General features: G+C 73.8%; 18 protein-coding genes and 1 pseudogene. 7 read left to right on the top strand and 12 right to left on the bottom strand.

Annotation, left to right across the window (positions count from 1 at the left end; translation table 11 throughout):
* Positions 1 to 51: 51 nt before the first annotated feature.
* Together AB4K12_RS25265 and AB4K12_RS25260 are read left to right on the top strand one after the other, a co-directional pair.
* Complete coding sequence (locus tag AB4K12_RS25265; protein ID WP_368436404.1) at positions 52 to 321, top strand: hypothetical protein; 270 nt, start codon at positions 52 to 54, stop codon at positions 319 to 321.
* Complete coding sequence (locus tag AB4K12_RS25260) at positions 321 to 956, top strand: hypothetical protein (RefSeq protein WP_368436402.1); 636 nt, start codon at positions 321 to 323, stop codon at positions 954 to 956. The genes AB4K12_RS25265 and AB4K12_RS25260 overlap by 1 nt, the downstream gene beginning before the upstream one ends.
* A 62-nt stretch (positions 957 to 1,018) precedes the next feature.
* On the opposite strand, the gene AB4K12_RS25255 is transcribed toward AB4K12_RS25260, so the two are convergent.
* From AB4K12_RS25255 to AB4K12_RS25230, 6 genes are all read right to left on the bottom strand, one after another.
* A complete protein-coding gene (locus AB4K12_RS25255) occupies positions 1,019 to 4,516 on the bottom strand; it encodes a lipopolysaccharide biosynthesis protein (RefSeq protein WP_368436543.1) in 3,498 nt (1,165 codons plus the stop codon).
* A 103-nt stretch (positions 4,517 to 4,619) separates the two neighbouring features.
* Positions 4,620 to 5,453, bottom strand: coding sequence for a polysaccharide deacetylase family protein (locus tag AB4K12_RS25250; RefSeq protein ID WP_368436400.1), 834 nt, complete (start codon positions 5,451 to 5,453; stop codon positions 4,620 to 4,622).
* Entirely contained in the window at positions 5,450 to 6,496 is a 1,047-nt protein-coding gene (locus AB4K12_RS25245) for a glycosyltransferase family 2 protein (RefSeq protein ID WP_368436541.1), read from the bottom strand. Before AB4K12_RS25245 ends, AB4K12_RS25250 begins: the two co-directional genes overlap by 4 nt.
* Positions 6,497 to 6,522: 26 nt before the next feature.
* Positions 6,523 to 7,347, bottom strand: a complete 825-nt coding sequence (locus tag AB4K12_RS25240) for a glycosyltransferase family 2 protein (protein WP_362260387.1) — start codon at positions 7,345 to 7,347, stop codon at positions 6,523 to 6,525.
* Positions 7,348 to 7,795: 448 nt separating this feature from the next.
* Positions 7,796 to 8,890, bottom strand: coding sequence for a GNAT family N-acetyltransferase (locus AB4K12_RS25235; RefSeq protein ID WP_368436397.1), 1,095 nt, complete (start codon positions 8,888 to 8,890; stop codon positions 7,796 to 7,798).
* Between the two features lies 1 nt (position 8,891).
* Complete coding sequence (locus AB4K12_RS25230) at positions 8,892 to 9,236, bottom strand: hypothetical protein (protein ID WP_368436395.1); 345 nt, start codon at positions 9,234 to 9,236, stop codon at positions 8,892 to 8,894.
* Between the two features lie 471 nt (positions 9,237 to 9,707).
* On the opposite strand from AB4K12_RS25230, the gene AB4K12_RS25225 reads away from it, so the two are divergent.
* Entirely contained in the window at positions 9,708 to 10,511 is an 804-nt protein-coding gene (locus AB4K12_RS25225) for an SGNH/GDSL hydrolase family protein (RefSeq protein ID WP_368436393.1), read from the top strand.
* On the opposite strand, the gene AB4K12_RS25220 is transcribed toward AB4K12_RS25225, so the two are convergent.
* Positions 10,508 to 12,154, bottom strand: coding sequence for a serine/threonine-protein kinase (locus AB4K12_RS25220; protein WP_368436391.1), 1,647 nt, complete (start codon positions 12,152 to 12,154; stop codon positions 10,508 to 10,510). The two genes, AB4K12_RS25225 and AB4K12_RS25220, sit on opposite strands and share 4 nt — an antisense overlap.
* Positions 12,155 to 12,392: 238 nt before the next feature.
* Here AB4K12_RS25220 and AB4K12_RS25215 point away from each other — a divergent pair, with 238 nt between their 5' ends.
* The gene (locus tag AB4K12_RS25215) at positions 12,393 to 12,689 is read left to right on the top strand and encodes a hypothetical protein (protein WP_368436390.1); all 297 of its coding nucleotides are present in this window, start codon (positions 12,393 to 12,395) and stop codon (positions 12,687 to 12,689) included.
* A gap of 158 nt (positions 12,690 to 12,847) precedes the next feature.
* Here AB4K12_RS25215 and AB4K12_RS25210 read toward each other — a convergent pair whose 3' ends face one another.
* From AB4K12_RS25210 to AB4K12_RS25200, 3 genes and pseudogenes are all read right to left on the bottom strand, one after another.
* Positions 12,848 to 13,597, bottom strand: coding sequence for a GntR family transcriptional regulator (locus AB4K12_RS25210; RefSeq protein WP_368436388.1), 750 nt, complete (start codon positions 13,595 to 13,597; stop codon positions 12,848 to 12,850).
* Between the two features lie 25 nt (positions 13,598 to 13,622).
* Positions 13,623 to 14,989 (bottom strand): annotated as a pseudogene (gene hmgA / locus AB4K12_RS25205) (homogentisate 1,2-dioxygenase).
* 116 nt (positions 14,990 to 15,105) lie between these two features.
* Complete coding sequence (locus AB4K12_RS25200; protein WP_368436386.1) at positions 15,106 to 15,630, bottom strand: DUF2165 domain-containing protein; 525 nt, start codon at positions 15,628 to 15,630, stop codon at positions 15,106 to 15,108.
* A 129-nt stretch (positions 15,631 to 15,759) separates the two neighbouring features.
* Here AB4K12_RS25200 and AB4K12_RS25195 point away from each other — a divergent pair, with 129 nt between their 5' ends.
* Positions 15,760 to 16,380: a TetR/AcrR family transcriptional regulator gene (locus AB4K12_RS25195; protein WP_368436384.1), complete on the top strand. Its 621-nt coding sequence runs from the start codon at positions 15,760 to 15,762 to the stop codon at positions 16,378 to 16,380.
* A 26-nt stretch (positions 16,381 to 16,406) separates the two neighbouring features.
* A complete protein-coding gene (gene soxR, locus AB4K12_RS25190) occupies positions 16,407 to 16,856 on the top strand; it encodes a redox-sensitive transcriptional activator SoxR (protein WP_086568773.1) in 450 nt (149 codons plus the stop codon).
* Between the two features lie 58 nt (positions 16,857 to 16,914).
* Here the strand turns inward: soxR and AB4K12_RS25185 are convergent, their stop codons facing one another.
* Both AB4K12_RS25185 and AB4K12_RS25180 read right to left on the bottom strand, forming a co-directional pair.
* On the bottom strand, positions 16,915 to 17,526 hold the full coding sequence (locus tag AB4K12_RS25185; protein ID WP_368436382.1) for a hypothetical protein: 612 nt from the start codon (positions 17,524 to 17,526) through the stop codon (positions 16,915 to 16,917).
* Between the two features lie 194 nt (positions 17,527 to 17,720).
* Complete coding sequence (locus AB4K12_RS25180; RefSeq protein ID WP_368436380.1) at positions 17,721 to 19,073, bottom strand: alpha/beta fold hydrolase; 1,353 nt, start codon at positions 19,071 to 19,073, stop codon at positions 17,721 to 17,723.
* A gap of 224 nt (positions 19,074 to 19,297) precedes the next feature.
* Here AB4K12_RS25180 and AB4K12_RS25175 point away from each other — a divergent pair, with 224 nt between their 5' ends.
* Complete coding sequence (locus tag AB4K12_RS25175) at positions 19,298 to 20,056, top strand: SDR family NAD(P)-dependent oxidoreductase (RefSeq protein WP_368436378.1); 759 nt, start codon at positions 19,298 to 19,300, stop codon at positions 20,054 to 20,056.
* Positions 20,057 to 20,129: the final 73 nt, after the last annotated feature.

Below are 20,129 nucleotides of genomic sequence, written 5' to 3'. Positions count from 1 at the left end.
CACGGCCCGCCGCGAGCGGCTCCCTCCCCACCGAGCGAAAGGAAGACCGCCATGCCCGAGACCGCCATGCCGGAGGAGGCGAGCCAGGCGCTGGTCATCGCCGACGCGGAGAACAACTACTACGTCCTGCCCCGCGAGGTCGTCGAGATGGCGCGGGCGGCGCCCGAGGCCCGGGCCGCCATCGACGAACGCCTCGGCGCGCAGGGCAGGATCCCGCTCGCGGAGGGCTACACCTTCGTCGGCGTGCTGCGCCTGCCGACCGAGGGGGAGATGACCCACTACACCACCGAGGCCTCCTGGCCCGTGGCCACCACGCCCTGATGACCGCCGCCGAGCCGCCGCTCCCGCTGCGCGCCACGGTCACCCGGGCCCAGCAGCGCGCCTTCGCGGACTGGGGGTACGTGCCGCTGGCCGGGCTGTGGGACCGCGCCCTGGCCGAGGCGGTCGCGGCGGAGGGCCGGCGGCGGCACGCCGTCGCCGAGGTCCCCCGCGACGGCCCGCGCACCCCCGTCCCCGCCCGCCGCGCACCGCGCCGGCCCACCCCCACCACGAGCGGGCCGCTGCTGGCCCGGGTGCACCTGGCGCTGGTCGGCGCGGCCAGGGCGCTGACCGGCCGGCTGCTCGTGCCGACCTTCGCGGCCTACGGCTACTACGAGGGCGACGACGAGGTGTTCCTGCACGTCGACACCGAACAGTGCGATCTGACGCTGCTGACCGTCGCGTTCGGCGAGGTCGGCCCGCTGCATGTGCATCCCGGCCTGATCGGCAGCACCATGGAGCGGCTGGGCGAGCTGGAGGGCGACCCCGGCTGGGACCGCACCGGCGGCATCCGCGTCACCTACCCGGACACCGGCGTCACCGCCCTCGACGGCCACGTCCTGCCGCACCACCGGCCCGGCCGCCCGCGCCCCGGCCTCCACGCGGTGGCCGCCCTCTGCTACCGCTCCCTGTACTGACGCTGCCCCCCGCCGCCCCGGCGCTCCCGTGACGACCGGCTCACCACCGGCATACGACCGGCTTACGACAGCGTCACCAGCCGCCACACCAAGGACCCCAGCACCACCGCCAGCAAGGGCAACGCGAACCAGAACGAGCCCTGCAGCCACCGCAGCTGCCGCACTCCCGGCCGCACCCCCACCCTCACCAGCTCCCTGGCCGCCAGCAGCATCAGCAGCGCCGCCGCGGCCAGGGCGCCGACCACCGACACCGGCGTCCACGTCACCCGTGGCCCCGCCGGGCCGGGCCGGGGGTCCGGGGCGGGGCCGGCGGGCTTGTCCTTCAGCTCGTACAGCACGGCGTCGTCGTTGGTGAGCACCCGGCGCAGCTGCGGCAGCCCGTCCAGCGAGCCGCGCAGGCGCTGCTCCCAGCCGGGTGCGTAGCCCGCGCTGAACTCGAGGTAGACGGACTGGCCCCGGCTGACCATCAGATAGGCGTTGGGGCCGGCGGCGCGCAGCCTGTCCACGAGAGCGGGCGCGTGCGCCGTGTCGCGCGGGGCGAGCGTGGGTTCGTACAGGACGCGTTCCATGTCGCGCGCTCCCCACGGTATGGCGGGGGTGACGTCGTTGACGGTGTCGCTGCTCATCCACAGCAGCCGCACGGTGGGCCGGTCGTGGCGGTAGACGTACTCCATGGCCGCGACCTCGCCGGGACGGACGCGCTCGAAGGGTTCGTTGCCCCAGCGGGCCACCAGGAAGCCGAGCACCAGCACCAGCCCGGCCAGCAGCGCCGCCAGCGGAGCCCGCCATCCCCCCTCGCCCCCGGCTCCGGGCCGGGGGAACAGCGCGAGGGCGGCCAGGACGCAGGCGCCCGGCAGGGCGAACAGGAAGACGCGCAGGGCGACCTCGCCGCCGTAGGACTGCATCCCGAAGGCGAGGAACGGCACACAGGCGAGGACCAGCAGCGACCTGTCGCCGATGCCGGCCCGGCGGCGCCGCCACCAGCCCAGGGCGGCCAGGGCCAGCACGCCGCCCGCGAGGGCGACACGGACGTAGAGCACCGCCTTGTGCGTGGCGCTGCCGCCCTCGATGCGGCCGGAGACGGACGAGGAGACGTTGCCGCCGAGCGAACCCAGCCCGCCGAAGAGGTCGTCGAAGTGGCCCGACCAGTACGGCTCGGCCAGGAAGCCGACCCACACCGCGAGCGCCACCGCGCACAGCAGGGGCAGCCCCGGCAGGGACAGCCGGCGGGCCAGGGCGAGCGCGGTCACCACACCCAGCATGACGAACGGGGTCAGCTGGTGGCTGGCGACCGAGGCGACGAACAGGGCCAGCAGCAGTGCCAGCAGGACCGCGGCCTCGCCCCGGCCCACCGGCGCGACCTCGCGCTCGCCGGGCAGCAGCGCGCCGCGCAGCTGACCGGGCCAGCGGAACCACACCAGCAGCACGGCGACGAAGAGCAGATAGAACAGGTAGTTCAGCGACTGGGGGGAGAAGTAGTCCTGCCCCACCCAGCCGCTGAGCGCGAACAGCCACAGCGCCGTCCACTTCGCCCGCCGGCCGGCCCGGACAGCGCGCGACAGCAGCCACAGCGGTGCCAGGCCGAGCAGCTGGATCGCCAGGGGCCACCAGCGCAGCACCCCCTCGAGGTCGTCCATGCCCGCGGCGCGGGCGGCGAACGCGACCAGCGCGAAGAAGCCCGGCCAGCTCCAGCGGGCGTCCAGGTCGGGCGCGGCCGTGCCGAAGCGGTCGAGGTAGTCCAGGAAGCCCAGGTGCTGCCAGGCCGTGGCGAAGCGCGGCTGATCCTCCAGCACGGCGGGCACGGCGTGCAGGGACACCACGGTCGCCAGCAGCACGGCGGCCGGCAGCCAACGGCCGGGCCGCGGCAGCCACAGCGTCCAGGCGAAGGCCGCCACCAGCAGCCCCGCGCCCAGCAGCGTCGCCACCGGCAGCACGGACACCAGCCCGAACCCGCCCATGCCGTCCAGGTCCACCTCGCCGACGGCCGTCAGCGGCAGCCAGTACAGCGCCAGCGCGGCCGCCAGCAGCAGCCAGACCCCCACCACGGGCGTACGCCACCGGCGCGCGGGGCGCGGCACGACGCCCCCGGCCGGGGCCGGGGGCGCGGGGGCTCGCTCGACCGCCTCGGGGGCGGGCCTGACGTCGGGGCGCCGCTCCGGATGGTCGATGTCCAGCCGTACGCCCAGCGGCAGCGTGTCCGCGTCGAGCGCCGAGCGCAGCGCCCAGCGCGGGCCGAACCCGCCGCCCTCGCGCTCGCCCGGCCGGCCGTCCCCGCGGTCGCCGTGCACCGCGAGATCGGCCAGGTCCCCGTCGGGCGGGGTCTCGGCGTCCCGGGGCGCGGCCTCGCGCTCGGCCTTGCGCTCGGCCCGCAGGACCGAGCGCAGCTTGACGGCGGCGATGGTGACGATCACCGTGAGGCTGCAGATCTCCGCCACCCCCGCGCCCACGAGCCCCATCCGCGGCAGCAGCACCAGCGTCAGCCCCAGCACCAGCGCGCACAGCAGCCCCTGCAGATAGGCCAGTCCGGCGGTGCGGCTCTGCGCCCGCAGCACCGCGAAGTAGACCTCCATCACCACGCGCAGCGCCGCCCCGACCGCGAACCAGCGCAGCAGGGGGGTGGCCGCGTCGGCGTACCCCCGGCCGAAGACCCGCAGGACGTAGGGCGCGAGCAGGAAGAGCAGCAGGCACACCGGCACCATGAGCTTGGCCATCCGGCGCAGCGCCGCCCGGCAGTTCTCCGCCAGCCGCGCCGGGTCGTGCGAGCCCTCCACGGTCAGCGAGGCGCCCATGTTGATGGCGAGCAGATTGACCGTGCCGGCGATGGTGGAGGTGATGTAGAAGTAGGCGTTGTCGGCCGGGCCGACCTGCGCGGCGACGAGCACCGGCACCAGATAGACCACGGCCAGCGAGAACAGCGACCCCGTGCAGTCCCCGGCCAGGAAGCGGCCCATCTCCCGGTAGGAGGCCGGGCTCGCCGTCCGTTCGGTCGCCGCGACATGCGCGGGCACCAGCCGCCGGAAGACCAGCCAGCCCAGCGGCAGCACCGACACCGCGATCGAGACCACCCAGGAGACGAACACCCCGGACACCGGCAGCGCCACCGCCAGCGCCACCAGCAGGGCGAGCTTCACCACCGAGAAGACCGTGTTGCCCACCGGTACCCAGAAGGCGCTGCGCAGCCCGGTCAGCACCCCGTCCTGCAGGGTGAGCACCGACCAGGCCACGGCGGCCGCGACGAACCCCAGCCCCGCGAGCGGGCCGTGCAGGAAGCGGTACGACGGGCCCCAGCGGTCGAGGGTGAGGACGAAGACGCCCGCCGCGACCGCGACGAGCAGCGAACTCCCGGCGTACGTACGCCCGACCAGGGCGCCGGTGGTCCGCCCCGCGACCGGGATGAAGCGGGCCAGCGCCCCCGTGAGGGTGATGGCCGTCAGCCCCGCCAGGAGCTTCATCGCGGCGATGGCCGCCGAGCCCCGGCCCACCGACTCCTCGGTGTAGTAGTGCGCGGCGGCCAGCCAGAAGCCCAGCCCCAGGACGCCGCTGATGCCGGTGTTGAGCATTAGGGCGAAGGCGTTGCGGAACAGCGGGCTGCCGCTGCCGCGCCCGGGCAGCCGCAGCCGCCGGGCGGCCGGCTCCACGGCTCTTTCGGGCCGGGTGGACGTTTCAGGCACGGGATCCGTTCGCTTTCCTGATGCCGCTGTTCCTGACGAGAGGGCTGTTCCTGATGAGACCGCGGGTTCTTCGGACGACGGCGTACCCCTTGGTCAGCGCCCGGTCCCGGGCGAAGAGCCGGCCGATCGCCCTGCCCTCGACGAGCCGTTCGAACTCGGCGAGGGACGTCGAGCGGCGCACGGTCACCCGCTCCAGGGCGTACGGGCCCTGGTGGCGCGCGGCCAGCGCGTTCCCCACGGCGAGGGACACCCCGAACCCGGCCGCGCGCACCGTATCGCGCACCCGGCGGCTGGAGTAGCCGTAGGGATAGGCGAACGACTCGGGCGGGTGACCCAGTTCGGACGTCAGTACGTCACGGCAGTGCGCCACCTCGAACCGCAGCCGGTCGTCGGTGAGCTGGTCGAGCTGGGGATGGGTGTGGCTGTGCCCGCCGATCTCCAGCCCGGCCGCGGCCAGCTCCCGGACCTGCTCCCAGTGCAGCATCAGGTCCAGCGCGCCCCCCGTCTCGTGCTCGCCGCGCAGCCAGCCCGTGGAGGCGAACAGCGTGGCCGTGAAGCCGTACGCGGCGAGCACGGGAAGGGCGTAGCGGTGCACGCCCTCGTAGCCGTCGTCGAAGGTGATCAGTACCGGCCTCGGGGGCAACGCGGCGCCCGTGCGCCAGGCGGCGGCCAGCCCTCCGGCCGTCAGCGGCGTGCAGCCGTGCCGGGCCAGCAGCCCCATCTGCTCCCCGAAGGAGGCCGGCGAGACCGACAGCCCGTACGCCGCGCGGGCCGGCGAATGGGCCACCGAGTGGTACATCAGGATCGGCACCGGGCCGTCGCTCATGCGCCCGCCCCTTCGGGCGCCGCCGCGCCGCCCGGCACCGCCTCACGCCCCGTCCCCGGCGCGACCGCCGCCACCGCGAACCGGCCGCCGCCCCGGCGCGCCCGCAGCGTGCCCAGGGCGTAGCCCCCGGCCGCCGCGGCCACCCCGGCCACGATCGCCCCAGCCCGGCCCGCGCCGCCGGGCCGCCCCAGCAGCGCGTCCCGCACCCCGCGCCCGACGCCGGCCGGAAGCACCCGGGTGGTGTAGCGGCGCTCGGTCGAAAGCCCCTCCTGGGCGCCCACGCTCCGCGCCACCAGCGCCTTCGACAGGCCCTCGGCGTACGCCCGGGTGCGGAAGTAGCGGAACCGCTCGCGGACCGGCGGCACCCGGTGATGGATCACCGAGCGGTCGTCGATCAGCAGCACGGCGCCGGGCAGCGCCCGGGTCAGCCGGATGCACAGCTCCGTCTCCTCGCAGCCCAGCGGCAGCCGGTGGCCGTCGCGGCCGATGCCGGCGGCGAACCCCCCGGCCGCCTCCAGGGCCGATCTACGGAAGGAGGCGTTGCCGCCGAGGACGTTGCGCACCGCCACCTTGCCCGGCGGCAGCCCCCGGTACGTACACCCCACGACCCAGTCGAACTCCTCCGGGAACCACGCCGGACGGCGGCGGGAGGCCCACACCGGCTGGGTGCGGCCGCCCACCGCCATCACCCTCGGGTCGGCGTAGCCCTCGGCGAAGTGCAGCAGCCAGTCCCGCTCGGCGACGGCGTCGTCGTCCAGGAAGGCGACGACCTCGCCGGCGGAGGCGGCGACGCCGGTGTTGCGGCCCGCCGACAGGCCGCGGGGGCCCGCGTTGGCGAGCACCCGCACCGGCCGCGCCCCCGCGCCCGCGCCGTCGTCGCCGTAGGCCTTGGCCAGGCGGCGCAGCAGCGCGGGGTTGTGGTCGACCACGAGCAGCGTCTCCAGCGCGGGACAGGACTGCTCGCGCACCGAGGCCACCGCGGCGAGGATGTCGCCCCAGCGGTCCTCGGTGTAGACGCAGATCACCACCGAGACGGTCGGCATGCCGGTCCGTGGCGTGGGCACAGCGCTCAAGAGACTTCCCCGCGGTTGGCGGTGGGCGCGATGGCGAGCGTCCCGCGCCCCCCGGGGGAGCGGCGGCCGGTGCCGCGTTCGCGCAGGATGACCTTCAGCACCCGTAGTCCGTCGCGCACGGCCCGCAGGTTGCTGGTGCCGTGGATGCGCACGAACTCATGGCTGGGAATCTCCTGTACGCGCAGCCCGGCCTTCACCACTCTGATGTTCATCAGGGTCTCGACCTCGAAGCCGGCGCAGTCGAGGGCGATCTCGTCCAGGCAGTGCTTCCAGAACGCGTTGTAGCCGTAGCACAGGTCGGTGTAGCGCGCGCCGAACTTGTGGTTGACCATCGAGGTCAGCACGCGGTTGCCCAGTTTGCGGATCAGCGTCATGTCGTCCGTGCCGCCGCCGTTGGCGAAGCGGGAGCCCTTGGCGAAGTCCGCTCCTCCCACCAGTGCGGAGACATAGCTGACGATCTCGCCGCCGTCCGCGGAGCCGTCCGCGTCGACCATCACGATGATCTCGCCCGTGCAGGCGGCGAAGCCCGTGATCAGGGCGTCGCCCTTGCCCTTGCCGAGCTGCTCGACGACCTTGACCTCCGGGTAGAGGTCGCGGGCGACCCGCACGGTGTCGTCGGTGGAGTTGCCGTCGACGAGAACCACTTCGTGGATCCAGTCCGGCAGGGTCTTGAAGACGTACGGAAGGTTCTCCGCCTCGTTCATGGCGGGAATGACGACGCTCACCGGTGGCGCTATCGCGAAGTGCGAGGTCACCGGTCGGTAGCGGCCTGATGTCTCCGGATCCTCTTCACTGGCCGCCGGCCGCAGGAACGCACTCATGTGTCTTCTTTCCCTCTCGTCCGGTGGACCGCCTGCCCCAGCGGTCCAATCGTGTATCCGGTTCGAAAAGGGGGTACTCGCCGTGCCCGCCCGGCATGAAAGACCATGCGGGCAGGGCGAGTTGGCAAGTATCACCGAGCCGCGCGGCACGCGACCCGGCGCTGTTGACTGGCCGAGCGCGGCACCCCCTGCCGCGCCCCGCGCCGGACATCATCGCGACGCTGTGAGCCCTCCCCGAGCCGCTTGGAGATGATGGGCCGATGCGGGTAGATGTACGACGGTATTGAAGCTTGAGACTGTATGGCAAGAGGTGGGGCGGAGACTCCTCCTTTGGTGTTTTTTGCGCCTATGCAACTATCCGTACCCTCTCAGCTCTTGACGACGGCTTCGCCGGGTCCGGTCCGCCCGGTCCATCCGGTATTCCCCCCGGGCGTCGTCGCCCGGGCCGTCACTCGCCGTGCCGGATGCGCCCCACACGCTTGAGCAGCCGGTCGGCCGGCTCGAACAGCTCCGGCCGGGACAGCACGGTGTTGCGCAGCGCGCGCACCGGCGCCCGCCGGGCCCGGTAGCCCAGCGCCACCGGATGCCGCCGGGTCACCCAGCCCTCCGAGACGCTGAGCTCACGGGTCTTGAGCGAGTCCTTGTACGCCTTGCCGCCCCGGCCCAGGTCCAGGTAGGCCAGCCCGTCCGCGGCGGCCCCCTCGGCCATCCGCATGTGCAGCACCAGCCCGGGGGAGTAGCGCGCGAACTCCGGGTCGTACGCCGGGAACCAGCAGGCCAGCACCGTCGTCGAGCGCAGCCCGAAGTGCGCGGCGACCGGCCGTCCGGCGGCGTAGAGCACCGACAGCAGCCCGGCGAATGACTCCGTGCGGGTGTGGAACAGCTGCTCGACGAGATGGGATATCCAGGGGCGCGCGAAGCGGTCCGCACGCCCTGTTCTTCGGTACTGCGCCGATTTCCAGCCGGTCAGGACCCGCAGCGCGGCCGGATCGCGCTCGTCGTGGACGTACCGGATCTCCCCAACGTCGCGCGCCAGCCGCCGCTCCTTGGCCAGCGTGGTGCGGGTGAACTTCGGCGACTGCTTGCGCAGCGCCGCCAGATAGCGCTCGTAGCCCTGGTCGACGTCGATGACGGGCGAGGCGTACGAGCCGGAGGCCGCCATCTCGAACGGCTTCTGCCCCTCCACCAGGTGGTCGAACTCCCACAGCGACAGCCCGCAGGCGAGCAGCAGCTCGCGGGTGTCCCACTGGAAGCCGGGCCGGTGCACCAGGCCCTGGGCGTCGGAGACGCCCAGTCCGATGGCCCGCCCCACCCCCAGCGAGGAACGCTGGAAGGGGAAGTACGCCACCGGCTCCCCGTCCTCCCGTACGACCGCTATCCGCGCCCCGCGCCGGCAGCGCCCCACGGCCAGTGCGAACTCCGGAGCGAGGAAAGGATTCGCGAGCTGCGGCGAGCCGTCCTCCACGGCCCGTCGCTGCATCGCCGACCACTCCGCCCGGTCGGCCGCGGTGAGCTCGCCGGGCCGGTACACGCTGATGTCCACGTCACGAAGCCCGACTTCTCGTGGCGCGGCCCCGATGGCGCCACGCGTGTGCCAGCAGGAACACCAGAAGGCTGACCGCCGCGACCGCCGCGACGCCGCCCCGCACCGTCCAGGCGTGCAGTGCCAGCATGACCTGGGCGATCAGCAGGTCGACGGCCACGGCCGCGCCCGCGGCCACCACCGCCCGGCTGAGCGGGTCCAGGCCGCGCAGCGCGGCCGCCACGGCGCACGCGGGCGCCACGATCAGGAAGAACAGCGTGAACGGCGCGCGCAGGGGCGATCCGATGTCGGCGAGCGCCAGCACTCCGCCCACCCCGGCGATGGCCGCGGCCGCGCCCGCCACCACGGGGAGCGAGTCCCCCGCGGGAGCCCTTCTCCCGCCGTCACCGCCGCCCGTACCGTCCCGTTCCGCCGAATCGTCAAGACCGGTGAGATCAGTGAAGCTCTGCATTGGCGACTTAGCCCCCCGAAGCGCCGGATGCCGGGCTTCAATGTCGCGCAACGGGCAAAGGCACGTCAAGATGTGAAGGCCGTGCGAACAGCCCCCGAACGGTACGCCCGCCACAACCGGAAGCTGTCCGTCGGATGAACAGTCGGTGCGTCGTGACGATGATCCGACGTCCCGTCAATCAGGGATCCCCCGGGGTGGATTGACAACCGTCGAGAGTTCAACTGCTTCGAACGGAATGTCATATACACGACATGAATCAGCCATCCTCCTAGGGTGTCGATCACCCGGTTTTGGCATGGACACTTCCAGCAACGCCGGGCCGCTGCTACCACGGTGGTGGCAGAAAACCCTGCTAAGGGAGATTCCATGAAACTGTCCCGGGTCGCGGGTGCCGCATCCGCGCTGTCCCTCACCGCCGCCCTCGCCCTCGGCGTCCCCGGCGTCGCGCACTCTGCCGAGCGAGCGTCAACCCCCGCCTATGTGGCGCTCGGTGACTCCTACTCCTCCGGCGTCGGCGCCGGTTCCTACGACCCCGCCGGCGGTTCGTGCAAGCGCAGCACGCGGTCGTACCCCGCCCTGTGGGCGGCGCGCAACGCCCCCTCCTCCTTCGCCTTCACGGCGTGTTCCGGCGCCCGAACGGGTGATGTTCTCGCCGGCCAGCTCGGCCCGCTCAACTCCTCCACCGGACTCGTCAGCATCAGCGTCGGCGGCAACGACGCCGGCTTCGCCGACACCATGACGGCCTGCGTCCTGGGCGGCGACAGCTCCTGCCTGGACCGCATCGCCAAGGCCCGCGCGGTCATCCAGAACGAGCTGCCCGCCAAGCTGGACGACGTCTACTCGGCCATCAGATCCAGAGCCCCCCGGGCCCAGGTCGTCGTCCTGGGCTATCCGCGCTTCTACCGGACCGGCGGCCTGTGCGCGGGCCTGAGCGACACCAAGCGCAAGGCCATCAACGCGGCCGCCGACCACCTCGACACGGTCATCGCCAAGCGGGCGGCCGACCACGGCTTCGCGTACGGGGACGTCAACACGACGTTCACCGGGCACGAGCTGTGCTCGGGCAGCGCGTGGCTCAACAGCGTGTCCCTGCCGGTGGACGAGTCGTACCACCCGAACGCCGCCGGGCAGGCGAACGGATACCTGCCGGTGTTCGACAAGGCGGCCTAGCCCGAAACTCCTCCGTACAGGCCCGACCCCGACGGCTTCGACGCGGATGCCGATGCCGATGCCGAGGGTGCCGGCCCGGACGGGCTCGGCGCGGCGGGGGAGGAGGACCCGCCGCTCGGCGCCTGTGCGCAGGACACCGTGAACGGCACCCGCTCCGAGGACGCCGTGCGGGGGCTCTTGACCTCCACCGCGATCCAGTCCTTGTCCGGATCCCCGCTCCGGTGGCCGGTCTCCACGTGCTCCACGAGCTGCGTCAGCCCCGCGCCCGCGCCGAATCGCAGGGTCTTCCATCCGCCGTCGCTCACATGGCCGCTGCCCGTCACCCACCGGTAGACCACCTCCACCGGAGCCCGGTCCACGGCGATGCCCGCCTGGAAGGAGGGGGCCGAGGAGCGCGGCGGCGGGCAGGGGCCGGAGTAGCTGTCGCGCAGCGCGGTCACGACGACGTTCACCGCGGACGAGCCGGAGCCCCCGCCGGGGCCGGAGGCCGAGCCGGACGCGGCGCCGGCCCCGGCCTTCCCGTCGCCGCTCGCGGCCGACGCGCCGCCGCCCGGCGAGCCGCCCGCGCCCGACCCGCCGCCGCGGGTCAGCCCCCACACCAGGCCGGCCGCGGCCAGCGCCGCGACCAGCACGCCGGCCACCAGTACCGTCCGGCCGCGCCGCCCCCGGGACGCGGGGGCGTCCCCCTGCCCTCCCGTCCCTTCCGGCGCCGGCTCCGGTCCCGCTCCGCGCGCGGGCGGGGCCGGGTCGGCCGGTGCGGCAGCGACGGTCGGCGCGTACGCCGGGCCCGCCGCCGCCCGGTCGCCCGGCGCCGTACCTCCCGCGGCCACCGTCCGCAGCATGTTCTCCGCCTGCGGCACGCTGGGCCGTTCGGCGGGATCCTTGCGCAGCATCGCCGCCAGGACGGGGGTGAGCGCGCCCGCGCGCTGGGGCGGGGGGAGCTCGGCGTCGACCACGGCCCGCAGCGTGCTGAGCGGGGTGTCCTGACGGAAGGGGGTCCGCCCCTCGACGGCGGCGTAGAGCGTGACGCCCAGCGACCACAGATCCGACTCCGGGCCGGGCGGACGCCCCAGCGCCCGCTCGGGCGCCAGGTACTCCGGCGAGCCCACCAGCTGCCCGGTCGCCGTCAGCGCCGAGCTGCCCTCGAGCGTCGCGATGCCGAAGTCGGAGAGCACGACACGCCCGTCGTTACCTATGAGCACGTTTCCCGGTTTCACATCGCGGTGGAGTACGCCCACGGCGTGCGCGCCCCGGAGCGCGGCCAGTACCTCCGCACCGATTCGTGCCGCGCGGGCGGGATCGAGGAGGCCCTCGGCCTCGAGCAGGTCCGCGAGCGACACGCCGCGCACGAGCTCCATGACGATCCACGGGCGGCCGTCGTCGCCCACCACGTCATGGACGGTGACGACGTTGCGGTGCGACACGCGGGCGGCCGCGCGCGCCTCCCGCTCCAGCCTGGCGTACAGCTGCCGCACGTCGGGACCGGGCATCCCGGCGGGGGCCAGGACCTCCTTGACCGCGACCTCCCTGCCCAGCACCTCGTCCCGGGCCTGCCACACCACGCCCATGCCGCCGTGCCCCAGCCGCCGCTGGAGCCGGTAGCGGCCCGCCAGCAGTCGTCCCGTGCCGGAAGTCCCGTCCATGACGTCCGTCCCTCCCCCGAGAGCGATTCGGGGTGAATGTACCGCAACGGAGTGTGATTGCCCCCTGTGCGGCAGCGGAATGTCCCGGCCAACTCGCGCACGGTGACGGCAGGTTCACGCCAGGCTCGTCAACGCCCTTGACGGGGTGGTGAATCCGACCCGCGGATGCGCGGGTGACGCGATGGGGCGATAGGGTTACTCTGCCTGGGCCGGGTGCCTCGTACGGGTGGGGAGTCTCATGGATCAGATAGCAATGCGCAGCAGGCCGCGTGTGCCTGCCGTCAGCTACGGAAACGGCGCGTCCAGCGCGCGCCTCGACCGTCACCTCGCGGTGCTCGGCGGCCCCGCCGTGCCGCAGCGCGAGGCCGAGGGCGCGACCGTGCTGATGCGCGAGCTCACCGCGCGTGACAACACCCGTGCCGGACAGAGCAAGACCGCCCGGGTCTCCCTGTTCGCCCCGATCAAGCGGCTGCGCCGTTCGCTCTTCGGCAGCCACAGCGGCCCCGCCACCAGCGCCGGCAGCAGCCCCGCCTGACGGTCCCCCCCGGCCCGAACCCGCACGGCCCGCCCTCACCCCCAGGGGCGGCCGGCTCCACCGGCACTCCGTCGTCCCCTCACCCGGGCCGTCCCCTTCGCCCGGCCGGCCCGCCCGCAACCACCGGCATCCGGCGGCTCCATGGCGCCCGCGCGGTCTCAGTGCGCGTCGAGCGTGACCGTGAAGGAGAAGCGGTCGCCGCGGTAGCGGATGCGGGCCACGTCGACGGGACGGCCGGAGTCGTCGTAGGTGACGCCCGTGTAGTGCAGGATCGGGCTGAGCAGCGGCACCTGCAGCAGGCGGGCCGTCTCGGGGTCCGCCAGACGGGCCTCGACGGTGTCGGTGATGCGGCTGATGCGCACCCCGACCGCGTCCCGCAGCACCTTGGTCATCGGCCAGCGGGTCAGGTCCGCGAGGTCGATGCGCTCGGCCACCTCGGGGCGCACGAAGTTCTCCGCCCAGTTCGTCGGCTCGCCCGACGCCTCCTCGGACCGCAGCCGCCGGTAGGCCGGCACCTCGTCCAGGCCGGGGAAGTACTCGGCCAGATCGGCCGGAACCGCCGTCGGGCCGTGCTCCAGGACGGCCGTGCGCTCGCCGGACTGCTGGGCGACGATCGTGTCGACCGAGCCCAGCAGCCGTACGGGCGAGCCACGCCGGGCGCTGGGCTCGATGAAGGTCCCGCGCCGGCGGTGCCGGCTGATGAGCCCCTCCGCCTCCAGCTCCTTCAGCGCCTGTCGCATGGTCAGCACGCTCACGCCGTAGTGGCCGGCGAGGGCGTCCTCGGTGGGCAGGCGCAGCGGGTCGTCCGGGCGCCGCCCGAGTATCGAGGCACGCAGCGACTGCGTGACCTGGTACCACAGCGGGAGCTTGCGGTTGAGCGCGAGGGAGTCGGGGGCGAAGGTGGTCACGGGAAACTCCGGCTCTACGGTGGCGTCAGCGACTGAAGTGGCGCTCCAGACCCTGCCATACCCCGTCGTAGCCGCTCTGAAGATGGTCGGCCTCCGCCGCCTGCGGCGTCAGCGTCACCGGCCAGCGGGTCTCGAACATGAAGGCGAGGCCGTCGTCGACCTTGTGCGGGGCCAGCTCGGCCGCGCTCGCCCGGTCGAAGGTCTCCCGGTCCGGGCCGTGCGCCGACATCATGTTGTGCAGCGATCCGCCGCCGGGGACGAATCCGCCCTCGCCCGCGGTCTTGGCGTCGTAGGCGCCCTCGATCAGGCCCATGTACTCGCTCATCACGTTGCGGTGGAAGTACGGCGGCCGGAAGGTGTCCTCGCCGACCAGCCAGCGGGGCGCGAAGACCACGAAGTCCACGCCGGCCAGGCCCGGGGTGTCCGACGGCGAGGTGAGCACCGTGAAGATCGACGGGTCCGGGTGGTCGTAGCTGACCGAGCCGATGACGTTGAAGCGGCGCAGGTCGTAGACATAGGGGACGTGGTTGCCGTGCCAGGCGACGATGTCCAGCGGGGAGTGGTCGTACGTCGCCGACCAGAGGTTGCCGCAGAACTTGTTGACCACCTCGACCGGGCCCTCGGTGTCCTCGTAGGCCGCGACCGGCGCGAGGAAGTCCCGGGCGTTGGCCAGGCCGTTGGCGCCGATGGGGCCGAGGTCGGGCAGCACGAAGGGCTGTCCGTAGTTCTCGCAGACGTAGCCGCGGGCGGTGGCGTCCAGCAGCTCGACGCGGAAGCGGACCCCGCGCGGGATCAGGGCCACATGGCCGGGCTCGGCGCGCAGCAGCCCGAACTCCGTGCGCAGCAGCAGCCCGCCGCGCTCCGGGACGATCAGCAGCTCGCCGTCGGAGTCGCTGAAGACCCGGTCCATGGAGGACGTGGCGTGGTAGAGGTGCACGGCCATGCCGGCGCGCTGGGTGGCGTCGCCGTTGCCGCCCAGCGTCCACAGCCCGGCGAGGAAGTCCGTGCCCGGGGCGGGCTCGGGCAGCGGGTTCCAGCGCAGCCGGTTGGGGTCGGGGACGGTCTCGGTGAAGGGCGCGCCGCGCAGCGCGCCGCCCGGCACCCGGGTGAACGGCGGGTGGGCGGCCGACGGGCGGATGCGGTACAGCCACGACCTGCGGTTGTGCCGGCGGGGCTCGGTGAAGGCGGAGCCGCTGAGCTGCTCGGCGTACAGGCCCAGCGGCGCCCGCTGCGGGGAGTTGCGGCCCTGCGGCAGCGCGCCGGGCACGGCCTCGCTGCTGTGCTCGTTGCCGAAGCCGGACGAGTACACCAGCGCCTCGGCCGTCTTTCGTGCCTGCTCGTTGCCCGTACCGCTCATCGCGCGCTCCCGCTGCCGGTGGATCCCTCATGGATTCCTATGGAGGACCGTAGGATTCCTGGCGGGGCACGTCAATGGATCAGCTGCCGGAACGGGTGACGCCGCCCGGAAACGGCCGTCGCGGCGGCCGGATCCCCGAGCCCGGCGGCGCTCAGGACCCGGGCCTGCCCGGGTGCCACTGCGGGGACGGCAGATGGATCAGTACGAGGACGAAACCGGCGAGGGTGACGTTGCGGAGGGCGGCCGCGAGGCCGTTCCACTTGGCCGACTGCCACATCGCGAACCACTCGCCGCCTATGGCCATGAAGCCCAGCCCGAACAGCAGCAGGAGCATCACCAGCCCCGCCGTGGTGGCCCGCCGGGCCGGGGCGTAGCCCTGCCCGCCCGGCCGGAGGCCGCGCAGCCAGAGCAGGGTGGCCGCGATGAGCACCAGCGCGGCCAGTACCTCCCAGCCGATGATCGCGACGTAGACGGCGTCCTGGACGGTGCGGTTCGTGATCGCCCGCCACATCAGGTCCTCGTCCTGGAACGTGGTGTCCATCGCCAGGACATGCCGGACGAACTCCTGGTTGGTGCCGAAGTCGGTGATGTTGCCGAGGGCGACGAGCGTGATCAGGACCGCCACCGTGGCGGTCAACGCCGTGGCCGCCGCCGGCAGGGTGCGCTCAGCGGTCATGGCGGTATGCATGCCCGGGCGGCCGGTCCCGTACGCACCCCTAAGCGCTTGCTCAGGCGCCGGGGTATGGTGTGCGTTCCCTTCCGTCGGCGAACAGGGCCCGCAGCGGCCCGGAGAGCGGGGCACGCTATGGGCGCGCAGGCGCAGCGCACCGAGGAGTGGGCCGACGTCACGCCCGACGCCGCCCGGCGGCTGCTCACCGCGGCCGTCGAGGCCTTCGCCGAACGCGGCTACCACGCCACCACCACACGGGACATCGCCGGCCGCGCCGGCATGAGCCCCGCCGCACTCTATATCCACTACCGCACCAAGGAAGAGCTGCTCTACCGCATCAGCGGCGTCGGCCACCGCCTCGCCCTCGGCATCCTGCGGCAGGCCCGCGACGGCGCCGGCACCCCCGCCGAGCGGCTCGCCGACGCCGTGCGCCGCTTCGTGCGCTGGCACGCCGAACACCACACCACCGCCCGCGTGGTGCAGTACGAGCTCGGGGCGCTCGGCGAGGAGCACTACGCCGAGATCGTCGCGCTGCGCCGGGACACCGACGGCGCGGTGCGCGACATCATCGAGGACGGCGTCGCGGCCGGCGACTTCGACGTCCCCGACGTGCGCGGCACGACGCTGGCCGTGCTCTCCCTGTGCATCGACGTCGCCCGCTGGTTCAACGCGGACGGCAAGCGGAGCCCCGAGGAGGTCGGCGAGCTCTACGCCTCCCTGGTGCTGCGCATGGTCGGCTGCGCGCAGGAGCGTTGACGTACAGCTGACGTACAGTCGGATCCGTGCCCCAGATTCCACTGAAAGTCCACGAGCTCACGGTCGGGCAGCTCGCCGCCCGAAGCGGGGTCGCCGTCTCGGCCCTGCACTTCTACGAGGCCAAGGGGCTGATCACCAGCCGCCGCACCAGCGGCAACCAGCGCCGCTACAGCCGTGACGCGCTGCGCCGGGTCGCCTTCATCCGCGCCTCCCAGCGGGTCGGCATCCCGCTCGCCGTGATCGGCGAGGCGTTCGCCAAGCTGCCCGACGGGCGCACCCCCAACCGGGCCGACTGGGCCCGGCTGTCGGAGGCGTGGCGCACGGACCTGGACGAGCGGATAGCGCGGCTGGCCAGTCTGCGCGACCGCCTCGACAGCTGCATCGGCTGCGGCTGCCTGTCCCTGGACTCGTGCGCGCTGTCCAACCCCGAGGACCGCATAGGCGAGCGCGTCGACGGCTCGTTGCTCAGCGGCTGAGCCGCGGCGGCGGGCCGCCGGGGGCCGGCGCTCCCCTGCTCGTGCGGGGAGCGCGCCCTCACACCGTCGCGTACCGCTCCGCGAAGGCGTACCGCCGGGCCGAGAACAGCGCGGCGGGGGTGAGTACGGACACCGGGACCACGATGCCGCAGTCGGTGCAGACCGGTCCCTCGAGCGGATAGCGCTCCAGGTCGGTGCGCCACTCGATGCGCTCCTGGGCGCACACGGGGCAGGCCTCGCCGGGCGCGGACTCCATGGCCGCGATCACCCGGCGCAGGACGTCCGCGAGCCGGGCGTCCGGCGTCACATCGGGCGACGCGCAGGGCACGATGTCACAGCCGCCCCAGGTGTTGCGGTGCCAGTCGTCGACGGCACTGGGCTGGCGGATGCCGTCGTGCTTCTCGCGGCGGCGCCGGCCCGCGAACCCGGCCTCGTACGTCAGCCAGACCTCGCGCGCCTCCTCCAGCTCGGCCAGCGCGGAGATCAGCAGGGTGGGGTCGGGAGCGCGGTCGTCGGGGGCGAGGCCGGCGCGGGCGCACAGATGTCGCCAGGTCGCCCGGTGCCCGTAGGGGGCGAAGCGTTCGAGGCATTTGCGCAACGAGGTCCGCCGTAGCGCGATGGTGTTGCGGGGATTGCGGACCTCTCGGGCCAGTGCTCTGAAACCTGCCACTGCATCCCACCTCCGACGGCGCGGACTCGGATCGACATGGAAGGGACGTATCCCGTCGCCCATCGGATCCATCCGATCTTCGGATCCTCCGGACGCGCGTACGCCCGACTTCGGTCTGCTACCCCCAAAGGCCGCACAGATGTGAACTTCCGCGAACGTGGCGGATGATCGCTCACGGATGTGCCCGCCCGCGGTCAGCGGACGAGCCGCCCGGCCAGCAGGACCAGGCGCGCCAGCTCGCCGTGGCAGATGTCGCTGTGGGCGCCCGAGGGCGGGCCGCCGCGCCGGACGACCGCCGAGACGTCGACGTTCACGCAGCCTTCGGCGGGCAGCCCCTCCAGGGCCTCGGCGAGCGGCAGGGTCGTGGTGCCCTCCACGGCCTGGACGCCGTCGTGGCCCATCGCGCCCCAGCGGACGTCGCGCGGGCCGAACGCCGAGGCGGGGTCGCGGGAGATCTGGGAGGCGAGCGGGTAGAGCAGCCCCAGCGCCTGGTCGTGGTCGGAGTGGCAGCACACCACCGGGCCCCGCACCTTGGCGTGCAGCCCCTTCAGGGCGCCGCCGCGGCCGGCGTCGAAGGGCAGCCGGGGCGCGAAGGCGTAGTGCGAGAAGGCGCCTTGGAGCAGCGTGAGGGAGTGCACGCACCCGGTGCGCTCCGGAAGCGCGCCGAGCGCGAACGCCATGAGCCGCCCGCCGAAGCTGTGCCCCACCAGATGGACGCGCAGCTCGGGGGAGGTCTCGGCGAGCAGCCCCAGCACCGGCCCGAGTCCCGCGCCGCCGACCGTGCCCGCGCGCCGTTTCATCTCCCAGTACGAGCCCTGGCGCAGCAGCTCGAGGGCGCCGCTCCACAGCCGCCGGCCGAGGTCGCCGAAGAGCTCGGCCCCGGCCGCGTCGGGTGCCGCGTCGGGGGGAGCCTCCATGGCGGCCAGCGCGTCCGCGAAGCGGCCGCAGACGCGCGCCGGGTCGTCGGCGAACATCACCGGCTCCGCGGCGGCCTCCGCGTCCGGCTCCATGTCGTGCGCGGAGGGGCCCGCGGTGGCCGCGGCGTCCGTCCGGCGCGGGGCGACGAGCCGGCGCACGAGGGCCGCGAACTCCTCCAGCCGGGCCGGGTCGTCCGGCCGTTGCTCGAGCAGTTCCGCCAGCCGGTCCAGCAGCGACTCGCTGCCGGGGAAGGCGCGGGCCAGCGCCCGCAGCGTCGCGGGCTCGAGGCAGGGCGCGGGGGCCGGCGTGGCGGCCGGTGCGGCGGCTTGCGCCGGGAAGTCCGGAATCGGCTCGTCCGTGAACCGCATGGACGGCCAGATCACGCCGGCGTAGCCGAGGCGCGCGGGGCTGTCGGCGTCCCTGAGGAGGGCGGGGAAGGGGGCGAGGAAGCGGTCGTAGAGGAGGGTGGCGGTCGACCGGTCGTTGTTCCAGCCGTGCGAGAAGATCACCAGGTCGGTGAGTCCCCGCTCCGTCACCCCGCGTACCAGGGCGTCCCGTGCGCCCGCGTCGGGATCCCCCTCGGCGTCGAACGTCAGCTCCCAGTACGGCTCCACGGATATGCCCGCCATGGCGCGTCCCCCTGCCCCGGTCCGATGTGCGCGCATCTTCCTGCCGTCAAGGGGACATGTCCAGCCTCTTCCGCACCTGTTCACCCGTCCGTGATTCGCAGGGTGAACCCTTGTGCGGGGGCCGGGCGGACGTGAGCCCGGGACGGGCCGTGCCCGGCGCCCTTCCGCCCCGACATACCGACCGGTTAGTCTGCCCGGGCCGTCGGTGCGAGGGAGGCACGAGCGTGAAGTCCGTACGGAACGCGGGAGTTGTGGTCACCGGGGCGGGCGGCGGCATCGGGGCCGCGCTCGCCCGCAGGTTCGCCGCCGAGGGGGCCCGGGTCGTGGTCAACGACCTCGACCCCGCCAAGGCCGCCGCCGTCGCGGAGGAGACCGGCGCCGTCGCCGTCCCCGGCGACGCCTCCGCCGTCCTGCCCGCCGCCCGCGAGGCCCTGGGCGGAGTGATCGACGTCTACTGCGCCAACGCCGGCGTCGCCCACACCGGCGGCCCGGAGGCCGCCGAGGACGACTGGGCCGCGGCCTGGGACGTCAACGTCATGGCCCACGTCCGCGCGGCCCGCGAGCTGCTCCCCGGATGGCTCGAGCGCGGCAGCGGGCGGTTCGTGGCCACCGTCTCCGCGGCCGGCCTGCTCACGATGGTCGGCTCGGCTCCGTACAGCGTCTCCAAGCACGCGGCCCTCGCCTTCGCCGAATGGCTCTCGCTCACCTACCGCCACCGGGGCGTCGACGTGCACGCCATCTGCCCGGCGGGCGTCCGCACGGACATGCTGCGCGACAGCGGCGCGGTGGGGGACCTCCTCCTGCGGCCCACCGCCGTCGAACCCGACGCCGTGGCGGACGCGCTCTTCAGGGGCATGGCCGAGGGCCGCTTCCTGATCCTCCCGCACCCCGAGGTGGCCGGCTTCGCCGCCGCCCGCGCGGCCGACCCCGACCGCTGGCTCGAGGGGATGAACCACCTCCAGCGCAAGGTCGAGGACCTGTGACGGCCCGGGAGTCCGCCGGAGGCGGAACCGCGCGGGCGGTCGCGGGACTAGTGTGCGGGGCGTGCACGGAGCA

Source organism: Streptomyces sp. C36, assembly GCF_040932295.1.
Lineage (GTDB): Bacteria > Actinomycetota > Actinomycetes > Streptomycetales > Streptomycetaceae > Streptomyces > Streptomyces triculaminicus.
The sequence above is the reverse complement of the archived record's forward strand: the minus strand, read 5'-3'. Positions and strand labels throughout refer to the sequence as shown.

What these genes read in the sequence shown, in the direction of transcription:
- AB4K12_RS25265 (WP_368436404.1), top strand. Translation starts at nt 52, where the DNA reads ATGCCCGAGACCGCCATGCCGGAGGAGGCGAGCCAGGCGCTGGTCATC.
- AB4K12_RS25260 (WP_368436402.1), top strand. Translation starts at nt 321, where the DNA reads ATGACCGCCGCCGAGCCGCCGCTCCCGCTGCGCGCCACGGTCACCCGG.
- AB4K12_RS25255 (WP_368436543.1), bottom strand. Translation starts at nt 4,516, where the DNA reads ATGCTCAACACCGGCATCAGCGGCGTCCTGGGGCTGGGCTTCTGGCTG.
- AB4K12_RS25250 (WP_368436400.1), bottom strand. Translation starts at nt 5,453, where the DNA reads ATGAGCGACGGCCCGGTGCCGATCCTGATGTACCACTCGGTGGCCCAT.
- AB4K12_RS25245 (WP_368436541.1), bottom strand. Translation starts at nt 6,496, where the DNA reads ATGCCGACCGTCTCGGTGGTGATCTGCGTCTACACCGAGGACCGCTGG.
- AB4K12_RS25240 (WP_362260387.1), bottom strand. Translation starts at nt 7,347, where the DNA reads ATGAGTGCGTTCCTGCGGCCGGCGGCCAGTGAAGAGGATCCGGAGACA.
- AB4K12_RS25225 (WP_368436393.1), top strand. Translation starts at nt 9,708, where the DNA reads ATGAAACTGTCCCGGGTCGCGGGTGCCGCATCCGCGCTGTCCCTCACC.
- AB4K12_RS25220 (WP_368436391.1), bottom strand. Translation starts at nt 12,154, where the DNA reads ATGGACGGGACTTCCGGCACGGGACGACTGCTGGCGGGCCGCTACCGG.
- AB4K12_RS25215 (WP_368436390.1), top strand. Translation starts at nt 12,393, where the DNA reads ATGGATCAGATAGCAATGCGCAGCAGGCCGCGTGTGCCTGCCGTCAGC.
- AB4K12_RS25200 (WP_368436386.1), bottom strand. Translation starts at nt 15,630, where the DNA reads ATGACCGCTGAGCGCACCCTGCCGGCGGCGGCCACGGCGTTGACCGCC.
- AB4K12_RS25195 (WP_368436384.1), top strand. Translation starts at nt 15,760, where the DNA reads ATGGGCGCGCAGGCGCAGCGCACCGAGGAGTGGGCCGACGTCACGCCC.
- AB4K12_RS25180 (WP_368436380.1), bottom strand. Translation starts at nt 19,073, where the DNA reads ATGGCGGGCATATCCGTGGAGCCGTACTGGGAGCTGACGTTCGACGCC.